Raw genomic sequence first — 16,660 nt, forward strand, 5'->3', positions numbered from 1 at the left:
CCGCATCCGCATCGACACAGGGAAGGACTCCGTGATGCTCCTGCTCCGCTACTGGGGCGCGAAGCTCGCCCAGTCGGTGTTCGTGCTGTGGGCGGCGTTCACGCTCAGCTTCTTCATCCTCTACGGGCTGCCGAGCGACCCCGTGTCGCTCATGCTCAGCCAGGGCGGCGCCTCCGGCAACCTCGATCCGGAGGCGATCGCCGCCCTCAACCGGGAGTACGGCTTCGACCGTCCGCTCGTCCTGCAGTACGTCGACCACCTGGGGGCCTTCCTCCGCGGCGACTTCGGCACCTCGATCGAGCAGGGGCAGCCCGTCGTCGACATCGTGGGCCGGGGCATCGGCTCGACCACGGTGCTCGCGCTCGCCGGATTCGGCGTCGCCGTCGCGCTCGGCCTCGCGCTCGCCGTGGTCGCGTCGAGCACCCGGATGCGGTGGCTGCGCCAGGTGCTGCAGTCCCTGCCGCCGCTCGCCCTCTCGCTGCCGCCGTTCTGGCTCGGGCTCGTGCTGCTGCAGCTGTTCTCGTTCACGTTCCACTGGTTCCCGTCGTTCGGCGACCGGGCGCCGAACACCCTCGTGCTGCCCACCCTCACCCTCGCCATCCCGGTGTCGGCGACGATCGCCCAGGTGCTCACGAAGAACTTCCTGACGACCTGGCAGCAGCCCTTCGTGCAGGTCGCGCAGGCGAAGGGACTCGGCCGGCCCCGGCTGCTGTCGCGCCACGTGCTGCGCAACGCCGTCATCCCGGCGCTCACCATGGCGGGCATCACGTTCGGGCACCTGCTCGCCGGCACCGTCATCACCGAGACCGTCTTCTCGAGGGCCGGGCTCGGGCGGGTGACCCAGCAGGCGGTGACGCAGCAGGACCTCCCGGTCGTGCAGTTCGTCGTCGTGCTGGCGGCGGCGATCTTCGTCGTCGTCAACCTCCTCGTCGACGGGCTCTACCCGGTGATCGATCCCCGCATCCGCCGGCGCGGGCTGGTGGCGGCATGAGTGCGGTGCGGAGCCTGCTCGTCGGGCACCGGGGTGCGGCGCCGCGCCCCTCGGCCCGGCCGCGTCGCTGGACCCGCTGGATCGGGCTGAGCGCGTCGGCCGCGTTCGTCGTGCTCGTGCTCGTCGGCGCGTTCTTCCCGACCCTGCTGACCGGCGCCGACCCGCTCGCCGTCGATCCCACGGCAGCCCTCCAGGCGCCGTCGGCGCAGCACGTGTTCGGCACCGACTACGTCGGGCGGGACCTCTACACGCGCGTCGTGTACGGCTCGTCGCTCTCCCTGCGCGGCTCGCTGCTCGCGGTGCTCATCGCCCTCGTCGCCGGATCGCTCATCGGCCTCGTCTCGGGCTACGTCGGGGGCTTCGTCGACACGTTCGTCATGCGCGTCATCGACGTGATCCTCGCGATCCCGGGCCTGCTGCTGTCCATGACCGTGGTCACGGCGCTCGGCTTCGGCACCGTCAACGTCGCGATCGCGGTGGGGGTCGCATCCGTCGCGGTGTTCGCCCGGCTGATGCGGGCCGAGGTGTACCGGGTGCGGGGCACGCGGTACATCGAGGCCGCGCGCCTGGTCGGGTCCTCGCGGCTGCGCATCCTGTTCCGGCACCTGCTGCCGAACTCGGCGGGCACCGTGCTGACGCTCGCCGCGCTCGAGTTCGGCGGGGCGATCCTCGCGTTCAGCGCCCTGAGCTTCCTCGGCTACGGCGCGCAGCCGCCGCAGCCGGAGTGGGGCTCGCTCGTGAACGACGGGCGCGGATACCTGCAGACCGCATGGTGGCTCACGACGCTGCCCGGGCTCGTCATCATCCTCACCGTGCTCGCGGCCAATCGCATCAGCCGCGCGCTCGACCCCGATCAGGAGGCGGTGCGATGAGCGCGCTCGAGCCGGCCCTCGTCATCGAGGGGCTGACCGTCGACTACCGGTCGGCGCGCACGGGCACGGCGACGGCCCTCGAGCCCACCGCGCTCACGGTCGGCGCGGGCGAGGTCGTCGCGCTCGTCGGCGAGTCGGGCTCGGGCAAGACGACCCTCGGCATGGCCGCCATCGGGCTGCTCGCCCCGAACGCGCTGGCACGGTTCGACCGGCTCGAGCTCGGCGGCACGGCCATCCGGGACTGGACCGACCCGCTCTGGCGTTCCGTGCGCGGCACGGCCGTGTCGCTCGTGCCGCAGGACCCGTCCGTGTCGCTCAACCCCGTGCGCACGATCGGCTCCCAGGCCACCGAGCACCTCGTGCTGCACGGGCTCGCCCGGCCGCACGAGGCGCGCGCCCGGCTCGTCGACCTGCTCCGCGAGGTCGGCTTCGACGAGCCGGAGCGGCGACTCGGGCAGTACCCGCACGAGCTCTCCGGCGGCCAGCAGCAGCGCGTGCTGCTCGCGATGGCGTTCTCCTCCGACCCGAAGCTCATCGTCGCGGACGAGCCCACGAGCGGGCTCGACGTCACGGTGCAGCGCGCCGTGCTCGATCGGCTCGACCTGCTGCGAGCGGAGCACGGCACCGCGATCCTGTTCATCACGCACGACCTCGGCGTCGCGGTCGAGCGAGCGGACCGGATCGTCGTGCTGCAGAACGGCCGCATCGTCGAGGAGGGTCCCGCGCTCGCGGTGGCGACCAACCCGCAGCACGAGTACACCCGGTCGCTGCTGGCCGCTGCGCCGTCCTTCGCGTCGGGCCGGCTCGTCCCGTCCCCGGGAACGGCGCCCGCCCCCGACGCGAAGGCGCCCGACCCGGCCGCCGTGCTCGTCGTCGACGACGTGCGCAAGGCCTTCGTGCGTGGCCGCCACGTCGTGCAGGCGCTCGACGGCGTGTCCCTCGCGGTCGGTCGCGGGCGCACGCTCGGCATCGTCGGCGAGTCGGGCAGCGGCAAGTCGACGCTCGCGCGCGTGCTCGTCGGCCTCGAGCATCCCGACTCGGGCACCGTCGAGGTGCACGGCGAGCCGGTGCCGCGGCGCGGCGCCCGGGCGCTCCGGGCCTATCGCGACCACGTGCAGCTCATCTACCAGAACCCGTACGCGTCGCTCGACCCCCGGTTCAGCGTCGTCGAGACGATCGCCGAGCCGCTGCGCAACTACCGCTCCCTGGGGAGAGCCGAGCTGCGCGCCCGCGTCGACGACGCCCTCGACGCCGTCGCGCTGCCGCGGGCGCTCGGCCGACGCCGACCGCACGAGCTGTCGGGCGGTCAGCGCCAGCGGGTGGCACTCGCCCGCGGGATCGTGCTCCGCCCCGACCTGCTCGTGCTCGACGAGCCCGTCTCGGCGCTCGACGTCTCCGTGCAGGCCCAGATCCTCCAGCTGCTCGTCGATCTGCAGGCCGAGTACGGTCTCAGCTACGCGTTCATCACCCACGACCTCGCGGTGGTGCGGCAGATCGCCGACGAGGTCGCCGTCGTGGCTCGCGGCCGCGTCGTCGAGACCGGCTCCGTCGAGGCCGTGTTCGACCGCCCCGCCGCCGCCGAGACCATCCGGCTGATCGAGGCCATCCCCGGCCGTCGCACCGACGCGATCGCCATCTGACCCAGGAGGACGAATGACCAGGTACGTGATCATCGGCGCCGGCGCGATCGGCGCCCACCTCGCCGCGCAGCTCACCTCGGCCGGCATCCCCGCCGTGCTCGTCGCGCGCGGGCGGCAGCTGGACGCCCTGCGCGCCGGGCCGCTCGTGCTCCGCAAGGCCGACGGGGACGAGCGCGTTCGCCTCCGGGTCGTCGCGGATGCCGCCGAGGCCCGGCTCACGACGGATGACGTGCTCGTGCTCGCCGTCAAGTCGCAGGACGCGGAGGAGGTCATCTCCGGGTGGGCGTGGCTGCCGCTCGCGGACTCCGCGGAGCTCGTCGCCGCCGACCTGCCGCTCGTCGTGCTGCAGAACGGCGTCGCCACCGAGGACGCGGCGCGGCGGCGCTTCGCCCGCGTGGTGTCCGTCGCGACCATCGTGCCGGTCAACTACCTCGAGCCCGGGGTCGTCATCCCGTACGCGGCCGGCGGCACCGGGTACCTCCAGGTGGGCGCCCTCGACGGCCGTCAGGACGCGGATGCCGGCACCGTCGCATCCGTCGCCGCCGACCTCGAGGCGGCCGGCTACCTGGTGCGGGTCCGCACGGACATCACGCGCCGCAAGCACGAGAAGCTGCTGCACAACATCCTCAACGCCGTGAGCGTGCTCGACGGCGACGACCGCGAGCGGACGCTCCTCTCGGACGGTCTCGTCGCCGAGGCGCGGGCAGTGCTCGAGGCAGCCGGAGTCGACCTGGACATCGCGGCCGACGTCGATCCCGGCCGGGCGGTCGGCGGCGGTCGCGAACCGCAGCCGCCCACCGCCGGGCGCCCGGCCTTCCGGGGCTCGACATGGCAGAACTTCGCCCGCGGCACGCGCAGCGAGCTCGACTTCCTGAACGGCGAGATCGTGCTGCTCGGCCGCCGGCACGGCGTGCCCACCCCGCTCAACGAGCGCGTGCAGCGCGTGCTCGGCCGCTCGGAGCTGCTCGGCGAGGGGCCGGGCGCGCACCGCATCGGCGAGATCCTCGAGCTCGCCCCCGTCGCATGAACCGACCGTCTGACGATCAAGGAGTCCCCCATGGCGAATGAGCCCGTCACCCTGCTCGAGCCCGCCCGGCAGCGCAACCCGAGAACCGGGTTCTCGCTGGCGTTCCTCACCAACGGCGCCTACTCGCCGAGCGCGCCGGGCGGCTCGGCGCAGGGCCACCGCGACGTCATCGAGCTGTTCCGGATCGCGGAGCAGCTCGGCTACGGCCGCGGCTGGGTGCGCAACCGGCACTTCGACAACTACCTGTCGTCGCCGCTCACGGTCATCGCCGCCGCCGGCCAGCACACCTCCCGGATCCGGCTCGGAACGGCGATCATCCCGGTCGGCTACGAGCACCCGATCCGCGTCGCAGAGGACGCGGCGACGGTCGACCTGCTCGTCGACGGGCGTCTCGAGCTCGGCATCGCCACCGGCATCCCGGGCTTCGACCCGATCTTCGGCGCGGCGGACGCCCGGCCGTTCAAGGAGTCGGCGGCCGACAAGGTGGATCGGCTGCTCGAGGCCCTCGCCGGCACGGTGCTCGGCTACGCCCCGGCCGGCACGCCCGGGCCGGCGACCGTGGCCGACCCGGCGGAAGGCCGCGTGTTCGGCCCCGCCGGGGAACACGCGCCCGGGCGCGGGACCCCCTACTACACGCGGCCCTACGTCCCCGGGCTGCGCGACCGGATCTGGTACGGGCCGGGCGGCGTGGACAGCGCCGCGCACGCCGCGAGCCAGGGACTGGACCTGCTGCTGAGCGCCATCGGCCCGAACATCGGTCTCGGGTTCGAGGGCGGTCAGCGCGCGCAGATCGACGCGCACCGCGAGGCCTGGACCCGCACCGACCGTGCGCCGCGGGTCTCCGCGCACCGGCTGTTCTTCCCGTTCGTGAACGACGGTCAGCGCGCGCTCTACCGGGCGTACGCCGACCTCCGCGACCGCGAGGGCGCCGCCGCGTCCCGCCCGGCCGGGTCGCTGCCGCCGCGGGCCGTCGAGAGCCGGAACGACGCGCCGGCGCCGTCCGGGGCGCGCGGCCCCGGTCTGCAGTCGCCCGTCGTCGTGGGCGAGCCCGACGAGATCGTCGAATACCTGCGGTCGGATGTCGCGGTGCAGGCGGCCGACGAGCTCGGCATCTTCCTGCCGCCCGGCTTCAGCCACCGGGAGAACCTCGAGCTCATCGAGAACATCGCCGAGCTCGTCGCCAAGCCGCTCGGCTGGGACCCGGCGGCCGCCTGATGGCCGGGGAGTTCGTCACCGAGTGGACGGCGTGGCGCGCGGCGCGCGACGAGTCGCTCGCCGCGCCGTACGGCATCCTCTCCGTCACGTCGATCGACTACCTCACCGAGCAGCCGATCGCGATCGAGGGCGTGCCCGGGCGGTGGAGCGCGGGCGCGGCCGGCGCGCACGTCGACCTCGCGGAGGGCGAGGAGCTGCTCGACGACGGCGCGGTGCTGCGCGGCAGCGTCGACGTCGAGGCGAGTGCCGCACCCCGTCAGCTCCGCATCGCGGCGAGCGACGTGCGGATCGAGGTGTTCCGGTCGGCCGGCTGGATCGTGGTGCGCCCGCGCGACCCGGGTCACGCGCTGCGCACGGGCTTCCGCGGAACGCCCGCCTACCGGCCCGATCCGCGCTGGGTGGTGCAGGGCCGCTGGATCCCGCACGACGAGCCCCGGACGATCCGCGTGGACTCGGTGGCGGCGCGGCTCGGTCGCGAGGTGGCCTCGCCCGGAGTGGTCGAGTTCGAGCTCGGCGGCGCGACCCACCGGCTCATCGCCGTGCCCGCGCCCGGCCGGCCCGACGCCGTCGCGCTGCACTTCCGCGACGCGACCTCGGGCGTGACCACGATCGGCTCCGTGCGCGAGCTCATCGTGAGCCGACCGGATGCCGCGGGCGCCGTGACGCTGGACTTCACCCGCACGCAGAACAAGAACTGCGCGTACACGGACCACGCGATCTGCCCGCTGCCGCCCGCCGGGAACGTGCTCGACGTGCCCGTCGAGGCCGGGGAGCGGCTGCCCTTCGAGCGCGAGCCGGGTCGCGGCGTGACGATCCAGGCGGACGAGCTGCGGCGCGAGCTCGCCTCGTCGCAGCCGCCGGCCGTGCTCGACGTCCGCTGGCGGCTCGACCGGCCCGACGGACGCCCGGACTACCTCGAGGCGCACATCCCGGGCGCCGTCTACGTCGATCTCGACCGCGAGCTCGCCCGGCACGGCGCACCGGCGGACGGACGGCATCCGCTGCCGTCCGCGGCCGACCTGCAGGCCGCCGCCCGCCGCTGGGGCGTGCGGGACGGCCAGGCGGTCGTCGTCTACGACAACCTCAAGGGGCTCTCCGCCGCGCGCGCGTGGTGGCTGCTGCGCGCCGGCGGGATCGTCGACGTGCGGATCCTCGACGGCGGCATCAGGTCATGGACCGACCCCGGGCACCCCGTCGAATCGGGCGACGTGACCCCGCCGCCGGGTGACGTCGTGCTCGCGCCCGGCGGGCTGCCGAGCGTGACCATCGACGAGGCGGCGGACTTCCCCGCGCGCGGCCTGCTCATCGACGCGCGAGCGGGCGACCGCTACCGCGGCGAGACCGAGCCGATCGACCCCCGGGCCGGGCACATCGCGGGTGCGGTGAACCGGCCGACGACCGAGAACGTCGGCGCCGACGGCCGGTTCCGGCCCGCGGCGGAGCTCCGCGACGAGTTCGAGGCGCTCGGAGCGACGGCCGGCACGCCGGTCGCGGTGTACTGCGGATCGGGCGTCACGGCGTCGCACGAGATCGCGGCGCTCGCGATCGCGGGCATCCCCGCCGCGCTCTACCCCGGCTCGTGGAGCCAGTGGTCGAACCACCCGGACCGCCCGGTCGCGGTGGGAGCGCAGCCGTGACGAGCGCCGGCCCCGCGACCCTCGACGCGCTCACGGCCGCGGTGAGCGACTGGTCGACGGATGCGGCCGACGTCGCCGGTGCCGCCGGCGACCGCTCGGGGCTCCTGCCCGACGGCGCGCCGCGCATCGTGGTGCGCGCACGGAGCGTCGCCGAGGTGCAGGCGACCGTGCGGTTCGCGGCCGAGCACGGCATCCCGATCGTGACGCGCGGGGCGGGCAGCGGGCTCGCCGGCGGTGCCGTCGCCGCGGAGGGCCAGATCGTGCTCGATCTCTCGCAGCTCGACCGCATCGTCGAGGTGCGCGTCGTCGATCAGGTCGCCGTCGTCGAGCCGGGCGTCGTCACGGCCGACCTCGAGGCGGCGGCCCGGCAGCACGGCCTGTTCTACGCGCCCGATCCGGGCAGTGTCGGCATCTCGACGATCGGCGGCAACATCGCCACGAACGCGGGCGGCCTGCGCGGGGCGAAGTACGGCGTCACCCGCGACGCCGTGCTCGCCCTCGACGTGGTGCTCGCGGACGGCGACCTCATCCGCGTCGGCAGCGAGACCACGAAGGGCGTCACCGGCTACGACCTCGCCGGGCTGTTCGTCGGCTCCGAGGGCACGCTCGGGATCGTCGTCGGGGCGACCGTGCGCCTGCTCCCGGTGCAGGCCGAGACGGCGAGCCTGGCGGGCTGGTTCCCGGAGCTGACGGATGCCGCCCGGGCCGTCGAGGCGATCGGCCGGACGGGCGTGCGGCCCACCGTGCTCGAGATCGTCGACGCCGCGACCCTCGCCGCGATCGACGCCGGCTTCGGCACGGCGTTCCGCGAACGGGGCGGCGCGTTCCTGCTCGCGCAGACGGACGGCTCGGGCGCCGCCATCGACATCGGGCGGATCGCCGACGCCGCGCGCCCGTACGCGACGGCCGTCGAGGTGGCGGAGGACGAGCTGCTCGCGGCGGACCTGCTCGCGGCCCGGCGGCTCGCGCTGCCCGCGATCGAGCGCCTCGGGCGCGTGCTCATCGAGGACATCGCCGTGCCGCGCAGCCGTCTCGCCGAGACGATCCACGCCGTGCAGGCGATCGGCGAGCGTCACGACGTGCGGATCTTCGTGTTCGCGCACGCGGGCGACGGCAACGTGCATCCGATCATCCTGGTGCCGGATTCGCCGGAGGACGGGCCGATCCCGGCCGCCGCGGCCGCGGCGGCGGACGACATCTTCGCGCTCGCGCTCGCCGTCGGCGGCACCGTCACGGGCGAGCACGGCGTCGGGGCGCTCAAGCGCGCCTGGGCCGCGCGCGAGGTGGGTCCCCGGGCCGCGCGGATCGCCGACGGCATCAAGGCGCTGCTCGACCCGCACGGCATCCTCAACCCCGGCAAGGCGATCTGACCGGCCGGCGTGTCTGGGTGTTCACCGAGCATTCGGGTGCGCGGCGGGATAGTGGCCGCATGGACATCGCCACGCAGATCACGACCGTGCTCGCCGCGAACGGGGTGACCCGGGTGTGGGGCATCCCCGGCGACTCGCTCAACGGGTTCACCGACGCCATCCGCACGAACGACGACATCGCGTGGATGCACGTGCGGCACGAGGAGGCGGCCGCGTTCGCCGCGGGCGCCGACGCGCAGGTCAGCGGCGGGCTCGGCGTGTGCGCCGGATCGTGCGGCCCCGGCAACCTGCACCTGATCAACGGGCTGTTCGACGCGAACCGGTCCCGGCTGCCCGTGCTCGCGATCGCGGCGCAGATCCCGACCGCCGAGATCGGCTCCACATACTTCCAGGAGACGCATCCGGAGCGCCTGTTCCTCGACTGCAGCGTGTTCTGCGAGACCGTCACGAACGCGTCGCAGATGCCGCGCCTGCTCGAGATCGCGATGCGCACCGCGATCGAGAAGCGCGGCGTCGCCGTGCTCGTGCTCGCCGGGGACGTGCTGCTCAGCGAGGCGGCCGACGCGAAGCGGGTCACCGCGATCCGCCCGACCCGGTCGGCGATCGTGCCCTCGCCCGAGGAGCTCGCGGATGCCGCGGCGATCCTGTCGTCGGGACGTCGCGTCACGATCCTCGCCGGCGCCGGCGTCGAGGGGGCGCACGACGAGGTGATCCGTCTCGCCGACACGCTCGGCGCGCCGATCGTGCACGCGCTGCGCGGCAAGGAGCACATCGAGTGGGACAACCCGTTCGACGTGGGCATGACCGGTCTGCTGGGCTTCGCATCCGGCTATCGCGCCATGGAGTCGTGCGACGTGCTGCTCATGCTCGGCACCGACTTCCCGTACCAGCAGTTCTATCCGCCGAAGGCGAAGATCATCCAGGTCGACGAGCGCGGCGAGCAGCTCGGCCGCCGCGTGCCGCTCACGCTGGGGCTGCACGGCACCGTGCGCGACACGGCGCTCGCGCTGCTCGACCGGCTGGAGCGCACCGGCCACCGCCACCACCTCGACGACGCCCTCGACCACTACGCGAAGACACGCCGTTCGCTCGACGAGCTCGCGACGCCCGGCGCCGGGGCGATCCACCCGCAGTACCTCACGCGGGTCATCGACGAGCTCGCGGCCGAGGATGCGGTGTTCGTGCCCGACGTCGGCTCCCCCGTCACGTGGGCGGCGCGCTACCTGCGCACGAACGGCCGACGCCGGCTGATCGGCTCGTTCGCGCACGGCACGATGGCGAACGCGCTGCCGCAGGCGCTCGGCGCGCAGGCCGTCGACCGGTCCCGCCAGGTGATCGCGCTGTCGGGCGACGGCGGGCTCGCGATGCTGCTCGGCGAGCTCCTCACGATCTCGCAGCTCGAGCTGCCCGTGAACGTCGTCGTGTACAACAACTCGTCACTCAACTTCGTCGAGCTGGAGATGAAGGCCGCGGGCTTCGTCAACTTCGGCACGAGCCTGACGAACCCGGACTTCGCGGCGCTCGCCCGTGCGCTCGGCCTGCACGGCATCCGGGTCGAGAGGGCGGATGACGTGCGCGGCGCGATCCAGGAGGCGCTCGCGCACGACGGGCCGACGCTCGTCGACGCCGTGGTCGAGCGCCAGGAGCTCTCGCTGCCGCCGTCGATCGAGGCCGCGCAGGCGAAGGGCTTCGCGCTGTACGCGCTGCGCACGGTCATGTCGGGCCGCGGGGACGAGCTCATCGACCTCGCGAAGGCGAACCTGCGCCAGCTCTTCTGACACGGCGGGTCAGCAGGGTCAGCAGCTCGTAGTGCGAGGACTGCGGGAACATGTCGAACACGCGCGCGCGGTCGACGCGGTAGGACGGCATCCGCTCCAGGTCCGCGGCGAGGCTGACGGAGTTGCAGCTGGAGTAGAGCACGGATGCCGGCCCCTCCCGCTCGAGCCAGCCGGCGAGGCGCGCGCCGAGGCCCCGGCGCGGCGGGTTCACGATCACGACATCGGGCCGGTCGGCCGGGTCGGACCGCTCGGCGAACGCCGTCGCGTCGCCGACCTCGAACCGCGTGCCGGGCACGCCCGCGGCCCGCGCGCTCTCGATCGCCTCGGCGCTCAGCTCGACGCCGAGCACGCGCATCCCCGGGCCGTCGGCCGCGGCCCGCGCCGCGACGTGCAGGCCGAAGCCGCCGACGCCGCAGTACAGGTCCCACACGGAACGCGGCGCGGCCGCCGCGACCCACTCAGCGCCCTCGCGGTAGAGCGCGGATGCCACGCCCGTGTTGGTCTGCACGAAGCTGCCTGGCCGCACGTGCAGCGTCACGTCGTCGAGGCGCACGAGCAGCGTGTCGACCGGGGTGAGCGGCAGCTCGTCGGGACCCTCGACGACGGCCTTGTGCTCGGGCTGCAGGTTGATCGTCACGACGGCCGCCGTCGGCACGGCCGCGAGCAGCGCCGGCAGGTGCTTGCGCATCCGACCCTCGGCCTCGCGCGAGCGCAGGACGAACCGGATCATGAGCGAGCCGTCGGGCGCCTCGAGCACGACCACGAGCTTGAGCTCGCCGCGCCGCGCGCGCACGTCGTAGGGCTCGATCGCGGCCCGGGCGATGAACGCCGCGACCGGGTCGAACGCGGCGCGGATGCCCGTCGAGATGACCCCGCAGCGGCGCAGGTCGACGCCGATCCGCGCCTCGTCGAGGATGCCGAGCGTCGGCTCGGCGGACGTTCCGCCGACGACCATCTTCGCCTTCGAGCGGAACGCCTCGGGATCGCTCGCGAGCGGCGGGAGCCATTCGGCATCCGGATGACGCTCGAGCAGCCGCCGGGCGTGCGCGTCCTTGCCGGCGAGCTGGGTGCCGTAGGCGACGCCCATCAGGTCGCACGACCGGCACACCCCCGCGTCGAAGTAGTCGCACTGCACGGCGTCGAGGCTAGCCGCGCCCCGGCCGAGGGCGCTCAGCGGATGCCGCCGGCCAGCAGGTCGTCGAGGCGAGCGAAGTCCTCGTCGCGGCCCTCGTCGAGCCCGAGCGCGGCGTCGCGCAGCGCGATCGTCGGGTAGACCGAGGTGCCGGTGAGCAGGCAGCGGCCGCCGGGCAGCGGGGCGAATCCGAGGATGTCGAGGTTGACCTGGTCGGGCTCGTCGTCGAACTCGAAGGTCTGCACGATGCGGGTGTCGGGCGTGATGGAGTGGAACGAGCCGAAGAACCCCCAGTGCTCGTGGCCCATCGAGACGACGTAGCTCCACGAGCCGCCCGTGCGTGCGTCCCAGTGCCGCATCGCGAGGGTCGTGCCGCGCGGCCCGATCCACTGCGGGACGAGGGTCTCGTCGACGTGCGCGCGGAACACGAGCGCGGGCGGCGCGTCGAACTCGCGGGTGAAGAGGATCGTCGGCGCGTCCTCGGGGCTGGTGACGATGCGGTCGCTCATGAGTCCTCCTGCTGCATCCGGGCGAGCAGGCCGTCCAGCCGCTCGTACTGCTGTTCCCGTCGCCGGCCCGCGTCGCGGAGCCAGTCGGCCGTGCGCTCGAGGGCGCCCGCGTCGAGGGTCACGGGCCGGGTGCGGCCCGCGCTGCGCTGCGCGACGAGCCCCGCCTCGACGAGCACCCGGACGTGCCGGGAGACCGCCTGGAGCGAGATCGGGAAGTCGGCGGCGAGGGCGGAGACGGTGGCGTCGCCGCGGCTGAGCCGCTCCACGATCGCGGCGCGCACCGGGTCGCCCAGCGCGGCGAAGGCGGTGTGCGGGAGCGGCGCGGCGATCGTCAATGCTCAACCTCTCTGTTGAGCATTGACGCTAGCGCGTCGCCGCGCCCGCCGCAATCGTCGGAACGGGTTGAGACGCGCACATCGGCCTTGGCCGCCGCGGACGAGCGGATGCGGTGCGAGGAGCCCGCGAGCGAAGCGAGCCGGCGCCGCTCCCCCGGGCGGGTCCGGGCGCGCCGCCCAGCGCACCGCCCAGCGCGGAAACCCCTCCCCTCGATCACGGAAATGCCCCACCCTCGATCACGGAAATGCAGGAGCATCCGGGCGTCGCCGCAGAGACGTTCGCGCGATACCGGGACTGGGCGCGCGTGCGCCGCGCCGCGCTCCTGCATTTCCGTGATGGCGGCGCTCGGGACCACCACGGCTCGTTCGGGCGGGTGGGTGGTTTCGAGACGCGTCCTCGCTGCGCTCGGGCGCTCCTCAACCAGCGGTGGGGCGACGGCGTCACGCCCCGCCGGGCGAGGATCCCGCGAGCGAAGCGAGCCGGCGCTGCTCCCCCGGGCGGGTCCGGGCGCGCCGCCCAGCGCACCGCCCAGCGCGCCGCCCAGCGCGGCCCCACCGCGGAAACCCCTCCCTCGATCACGGAAACGCCCCTCCCCCGATCACGGAAATGCAGGAGCATCCGAGCGTCACCGCAGAGACGTTCGCGCGATACCGGGGCTGGGCTCACGCGCGCCGCGCCACGCTCCTGCATTTCCGTGATGGCGGCGCTCGAGACCACCACGGATCGTTCGGGCGGGTGTGCGGCCGCTACCTCGGGGGCACGAGAGACGCGAGCCACTGCTCGAACGTCTCCCGGCCGTGGTCGGCCGCGACCGCGTCGGGGATGAGCGTGCCGTCGCGCTGCGCCCGCCCGCCCGGACCGGGCAACGGCACCGCGATCACGGGACGGCGATCCCCGATCGCGCGCGCGTACCGGCGCACCATCGACCCGATCCATTCGGGCCGCGGTCCCGCGAGGTCGGCGACCCGGCCGGACGGGCCCGCCTCGACGAGGTCGACGAGGCGTTCGCCGACCTCGCGCGCCGCGATCGGCTGCGATCGCATCCGTGGCACGAGCACGAACGGCCCGGCGGTGACCGCCCCGTGGATCTGGCGCGCGAACTCGTGGAACTGCGTCGCCCGCAGGATCGTCCACGGCACATCCGTCGCCTCGACGAGCTCCTCCTGGAGCACCTTGCCCGCGTAGTAGTCGTACGGCGACCGGTCGATGCCGACGATCGAGAGCAGCACGTGGTGGCCGACGCCCGCGGCCGCCTCGGCCGCGAGGAGGTTGCGCGTGACGGCGCCGAAGAAGGCGCGCGACCGCTCGGCGGAGCGCGAGCTGACGGATGCCGTGTCGACGACCGCGTCCGCCCCCGCGAGCGCCGCGGCGAGCCCGGTGCCGTGCTCCAGGTCGACACCGCCCGAGCGCGACAGCGAGACGACCTCGTGCCCGCGCTCGCGCGCGGCCTCGACCACCCGTGCGCCGACCGCGCCCGTGCCTCCGGCGACCGCGACCCTCACGACCGCACCGCCTCGGCACGACCGGATGCCGCGCGTGCCGCGCGTGCGGGCAGGCGCAGCCGAGTCGGCAGGGCGGGAGCGGTGAGCAGGATCCGGCGAATCGGTGTCATACCGATCCGACGACGCAGCGCGAGCGGATGTGAGGCCGGTCACGCCCAGGCGGTGAGCTTGTCCGGGTTGAGCACCATCCACACGTCGGTCACCCGATCGTGCCGCACGTCGAGGCTGAGCACCACGGCGACCGTTCCCGAGCGCCGGAACACGATGCCGGTGAGGCCGTTGACCTCCTCGAACGAGGCGGTGACGCGACCGGGGTCCTCCTTGGCGATGAGTCCGAGCAGGAAGCGGGCGACGCGATCCGCGCCGACGATCGGATTGATCGCCGCGCGCACCCGGCCGCCGCCGTCCGACCGCGCCGTCACGGTCGGGTCGAGCAGCGCGAGCAGCGCGTCGATGTCACCGCCCTGGCACGCGGCCGCGAACGCCTCGACGACGCTGCGGTGATACTCGGGCGTCGTCGCGCCCTCCCGCCGATCGCGGATGTGCGTGCGCGCCGAGGACGCCAGCTTGCGGCAGGCCTGCGGGGTGCGGCCCACGATCGCGGCGATCTCGTCGAACGGGAGCGCGAACACGTCGTGCAGCACGAAGGCGACGCGTTCGGCGGGGGTGAGCGAGTCGAGCACGACGAGCAGCGCCATCGTCACGCTGTCGTCGAGCGTGATCCGGTCGAGCGGGTCCTCGGCGACGGATGACGACGCGAGCGCGGCGGACGGCAACGGCTCCGGCAGCCACTCGCCGACATAGCTCTCGCGGCGAGCCCGCGCCGATCCGAGCTGATCGAGACAGAGACGGCTCGCGACCCGGGTGAGCCAGGCGCCCGGCACCTCGATCGCCTCCCGCTCCGCGTCGGTGAGGCGGAACCACCGGGCGTAGGTCTCCTGCACGACGTCCTCGGCATCCGCTCGCGTGCCGAGCATGCGGAAGGCGACGTTCAGCAGGTGCTGCCGCTCGCCGAGCAGGGTCTCGAGGTCCGCCTGGTCGGCGGGTGCGCCGGCGCCGGTCCGGTCGGGGTCGGTGGGGTGGGTCATGCTGCCCTCGATTCTCGTCGCGCCGCGTCCCGGCGAACAGCTCTCGCGCTATCGACGGCACGGGCCCCCGGAATGTGACGCTCGACGGCGGCGCGGGCCATGCTGGAGGTACGCGGACGAGGGGGAGGGGCGGGATGCGCGAGGACGACGAGGTCGATCTCGTGATCGACGCGTGGGCCGGCATCCTGCCCGACGTCGACTTCTCGCCGCTCGACGTGATGTCGCGCCTGCGCCGCGTCGCGCGCACGCTCGACGCGGAGCGGGCGCGGGCGTTCCGCAGCGCCGGCCTCGACGTGAGCGAGTTCGAGGTGCTCTCCGCGCTGCGGCAGGTGCCCGACGGCGCGCCGCTGACCCTCGGCGAGCTCGTCGACGCGGTGCGCCCCGAGGCCGCCGCGACAGCCAGGCGGGTCGGCGCCCTCGCCGTGCGGGGACTCGTGTCGCGCTTCCGCCCGTCGGGCAGCACGCGCCTGCTCATCCGTCTCACCGCGACGGGCGCCGCAACGGCCGACCGCGCGATGCGCGCCCTCGTCGACGCCGAGGCGGCGATGCTCGAGGGCGTGCCGGCGCGCGAGCGTGCCGCGCTCATCGAGGGGCTGCGCACCCTCGGCGAGCGATCGTGAACGGATGCGGCTCCCGCCGCCCGGCGCAGGCGCGCGGCCCCGGCGGCCGCCCGCCCACGCCGACGTGCGGTCTCAGTGCGCGACCCCGACCGTCTGCATCCCGGACGGCGTGAGGCCCTGCTCGCCGAGCCAGACGAGCACGTCGTCGGCGACATCCTTCCAGCCGTTGTCGAGGGTCAGCGAGTGCCCCCGGCCCGCGTACTCGTGGTACTCGGTCGTGGACGCGACGTTGTCGGCGTACAGCTTCGCGACCTGCAGCGTGACGACCTTCGGCACGACGTGGTCCTCGGTGCCGGAGGTCAGCAGCAGCGGACCGCGGACGGCGGTGTGCGTGTCGACCGCGGCCGGGGAGTTCTTCGCGAAGGCCGCGGTGGCATCCTCGAACAGCGGCCGGCCCGGCCCCGGGATGACGTACGCGTCGAAGATCGCGTTGCACTCCTCCTCCGAGATGGCGTTCCCGAAGCTGTAGTGGAACTCCTTGGCCGTCAGGGCCACGGTGCGATTGCGGTTCGCCGGGTTCCGCAGCACGGGGAAGCCCGACTTGAGCTGCGAGAACGGCAGCGCCGTGACGCCCTTGATCGGCGCGGGGTCGATGGCGACGGCACCCCGCACGAGGTCGTGCGCGAGCAGCTCCTGCGCGATGAGGCCGCCGAACGAGTGGCCGACGGCGATCGGCTTGCTGTCGAGGCCGGCGATGAGAGCCGCGTAGTGGTCGAAGATCTGCGCGATCCCGACCCCGTCGAGCCCGTGCGGGTCGTCCCGGGTCTCGGCGACCGTGTCGCGGTCGCCGGGCCAGCCGGGGGCGATCGCGCTGTAGCCGTGCTCGGCGAACAGGTCGATCCACGGGCGCCACGCAGCGCTGTGGATCCACAGGCCGTGGATGAAGACGACGTCGGGTGCGGTGGTGGGCATGGGGTATCTCCTTGGGGTGGATGGTGGAGGA

At 74.0% G+C, this 16,660-nt stretch carries 15 protein-coding genes and 1 pseudogene; 10 read left to right on the forward strand and 6 right to left on the reverse strand.

The annotated features are described in order from the left end of the window. Positions 1-34: 34 nt before the first annotated feature. The 9 genes and pseudogenes from QT381_RS01000 to poxB all read left to right on the forward strand — a co-directional run bounded on the left by QT381_RS01000 (position 35) and on the right by poxB (position 10,530). On the forward strand, positions 35-991 hold the full coding sequence (locus tag QT381_RS01000; protein ID WP_289246737.1) for an ABC transporter permease: 957 nt from the start codon (positions 35-37) through the stop codon (positions 989-991). Next, positions 988-1,863 carry an ABC transporter permease gene (locus tag QT381_RS01005; protein WP_289246738.1) on the forward strand — a complete coding sequence of 292 codons (876 nt, stop codon included), beginning with the start codon at positions 988-990 and terminating at the stop codon, positions 1,861-1,863. The genes QT381_RS01000 and QT381_RS01005 overlap by 4 nt, the downstream gene beginning before the upstream one ends. Next, complete coding sequence (locus tag QT381_RS01010) at positions 1,860-3,503, forward strand: dipeptide ABC transporter ATP-binding protein (RefSeq protein WP_289246739.1); 1,644 nt, start codon at positions 1,860-1,862, stop codon at positions 3,501-3,503. The genes QT381_RS01005 and QT381_RS01010 overlap by 4 nt, the downstream gene beginning before the upstream one ends. 13 nt (positions 3,504-3,516) lie before the next feature. Continuing rightward, complete coding sequence (locus QT381_RS01015; protein WP_289246740.1) at positions 3,517-4,530, forward strand: ketopantoate reductase family protein; 1,014 nt, start codon at positions 3,517-3,519, stop codon at positions 4,528-4,530. 30 nt (positions 4,531-4,560) lie between these two features. Continuing rightward, positions 4,561-5,745: an LLM class flavin-dependent oxidoreductase gene (locus QT381_RS01020; RefSeq protein ID WP_289246742.1), complete on the forward strand. Its 1,185-nt coding sequence runs from the start codon at positions 4,561-4,563 to the stop codon at positions 5,743-5,745. Further along, positions 5,745-6,509: pseudogene (locus tag QT381_RS01025) on the forward strand (DUF1684 domain-containing protein); the annotation flags it as partial. The gene QT381_RS01020 and the pseudogene QT381_RS01025, both read left to right, overlap by 1 nt. Before the next feature lie 42 nt (positions 6,510-6,551). After that, on the forward strand, positions 6,552-7,382 hold the full coding sequence (locus tag QT381_RS01030) for a sulfurtransferase (protein WP_289246863.1): 831 nt from the start codon (positions 6,552-6,554) through the stop codon (positions 7,380-7,382). Next, entirely contained in the window at positions 7,379-8,752 is a 1,374-nt protein-coding gene (locus QT381_RS01035; RefSeq protein ID WP_289246743.1) for an FAD-binding oxidoreductase, read from the forward strand. The genes QT381_RS01030 and QT381_RS01035 overlap by 4 nt, the downstream gene beginning before the upstream one ends. Before the next feature lie 59 nt (positions 8,753-8,811). Beyond that, entirely contained in the window at positions 8,812-10,530 is a 1,719-nt protein-coding gene (gene poxB / locus QT381_RS01040; RefSeq protein ID WP_289246744.1) for a ubiquinone-dependent pyruvate dehydrogenase, read from the forward strand. Here poxB and QT381_RS01045 read toward each other — a convergent pair. From QT381_RS01045 to sigJ, 5 genes are all read right to left on the reverse strand, one after another. Further along, positions 10,490-11,665, reverse strand: a complete 1,176-nt coding sequence (locus QT381_RS01045; protein ID WP_289246745.1) for a methyltransferase domain-containing protein — start codon at positions 11,663-11,665, stop codon at positions 10,490-10,492. The two genes, poxB and QT381_RS01045, sit on opposite strands and share 41 nt — an antisense overlap. Positions 11,666-11,700: 35 nt before the next feature. Next, positions 11,701-12,171, reverse strand: coding sequence for an SRPBCC domain-containing protein (locus tag QT381_RS01050; protein WP_289246746.1), 471 nt, complete (start codon positions 12,169-12,171; stop codon positions 11,701-11,703). Beyond that, positions 12,168-12,506: an ArsR/SmtB family transcription factor gene (locus tag QT381_RS01055; RefSeq protein WP_289246747.1), complete on the reverse strand. Its 339-nt coding sequence runs from the start codon at positions 12,504-12,506 to the stop codon at positions 12,168-12,170. The genes QT381_RS01050 and QT381_RS01055 overlap by 4 nt, the downstream gene beginning before the upstream one ends. A gap of 747 nt (positions 12,507-13,253) precedes the next feature. Further along, positions 13,254-14,009 (reverse strand): SDR family oxidoreductase, encoded by a 756-nt coding sequence (locus tag QT381_RS01060; protein WP_289246748.1) that lies wholly within the window; start codon positions 14,007-14,009, stop codon positions 13,254-13,256. 149 nt (positions 14,010-14,158) lie between these two features. After that, positions 14,159-15,097 carry an RNA polymerase sigma factor SigJ gene (gene sigJ / locus QT381_RS01065; protein WP_289246750.1) on the reverse strand — a complete coding sequence of 313 codons (939 nt, stop codon included), beginning with the start codon at positions 15,095-15,097 and terminating at the stop codon, positions 14,159-14,161. A 134-nt stretch (positions 15,098-15,231) separates the two neighbouring features. Here sigJ and QT381_RS01070 point away from each other — a divergent pair, with 134 nt between their 5' ends. Next, the gene (locus QT381_RS01070; RefSeq protein WP_289246751.1) at positions 15,232-15,717 is read left to right on the forward strand and encodes a MarR family winged helix-turn-helix transcriptional regulator; all 486 of its coding nucleotides are present in this window, start codon (positions 15,232-15,234) and stop codon (positions 15,715-15,717) included. 72 nt (positions 15,718-15,789) lie between these two features. Here the strand turns inward: QT381_RS01070 and QT381_RS01075 are convergent, their stop codons facing one another. After that, entirely contained in the window at positions 15,790-16,629 is an 840-nt protein-coding gene (locus QT381_RS01075) for an alpha/beta hydrolase (RefSeq protein WP_289246752.1), read from the reverse strand. Positions 16,630-16,660 lie beyond the last annotated feature (31 nt).

The organism is Galbitalea sp. SE-J8 (assembly GCF_030345695.1).
Classification (GTDB): Bacteria; Actinomycetota; Actinomycetes; order Actinomycetales; family Microbacteriaceae; genus JAUASV01.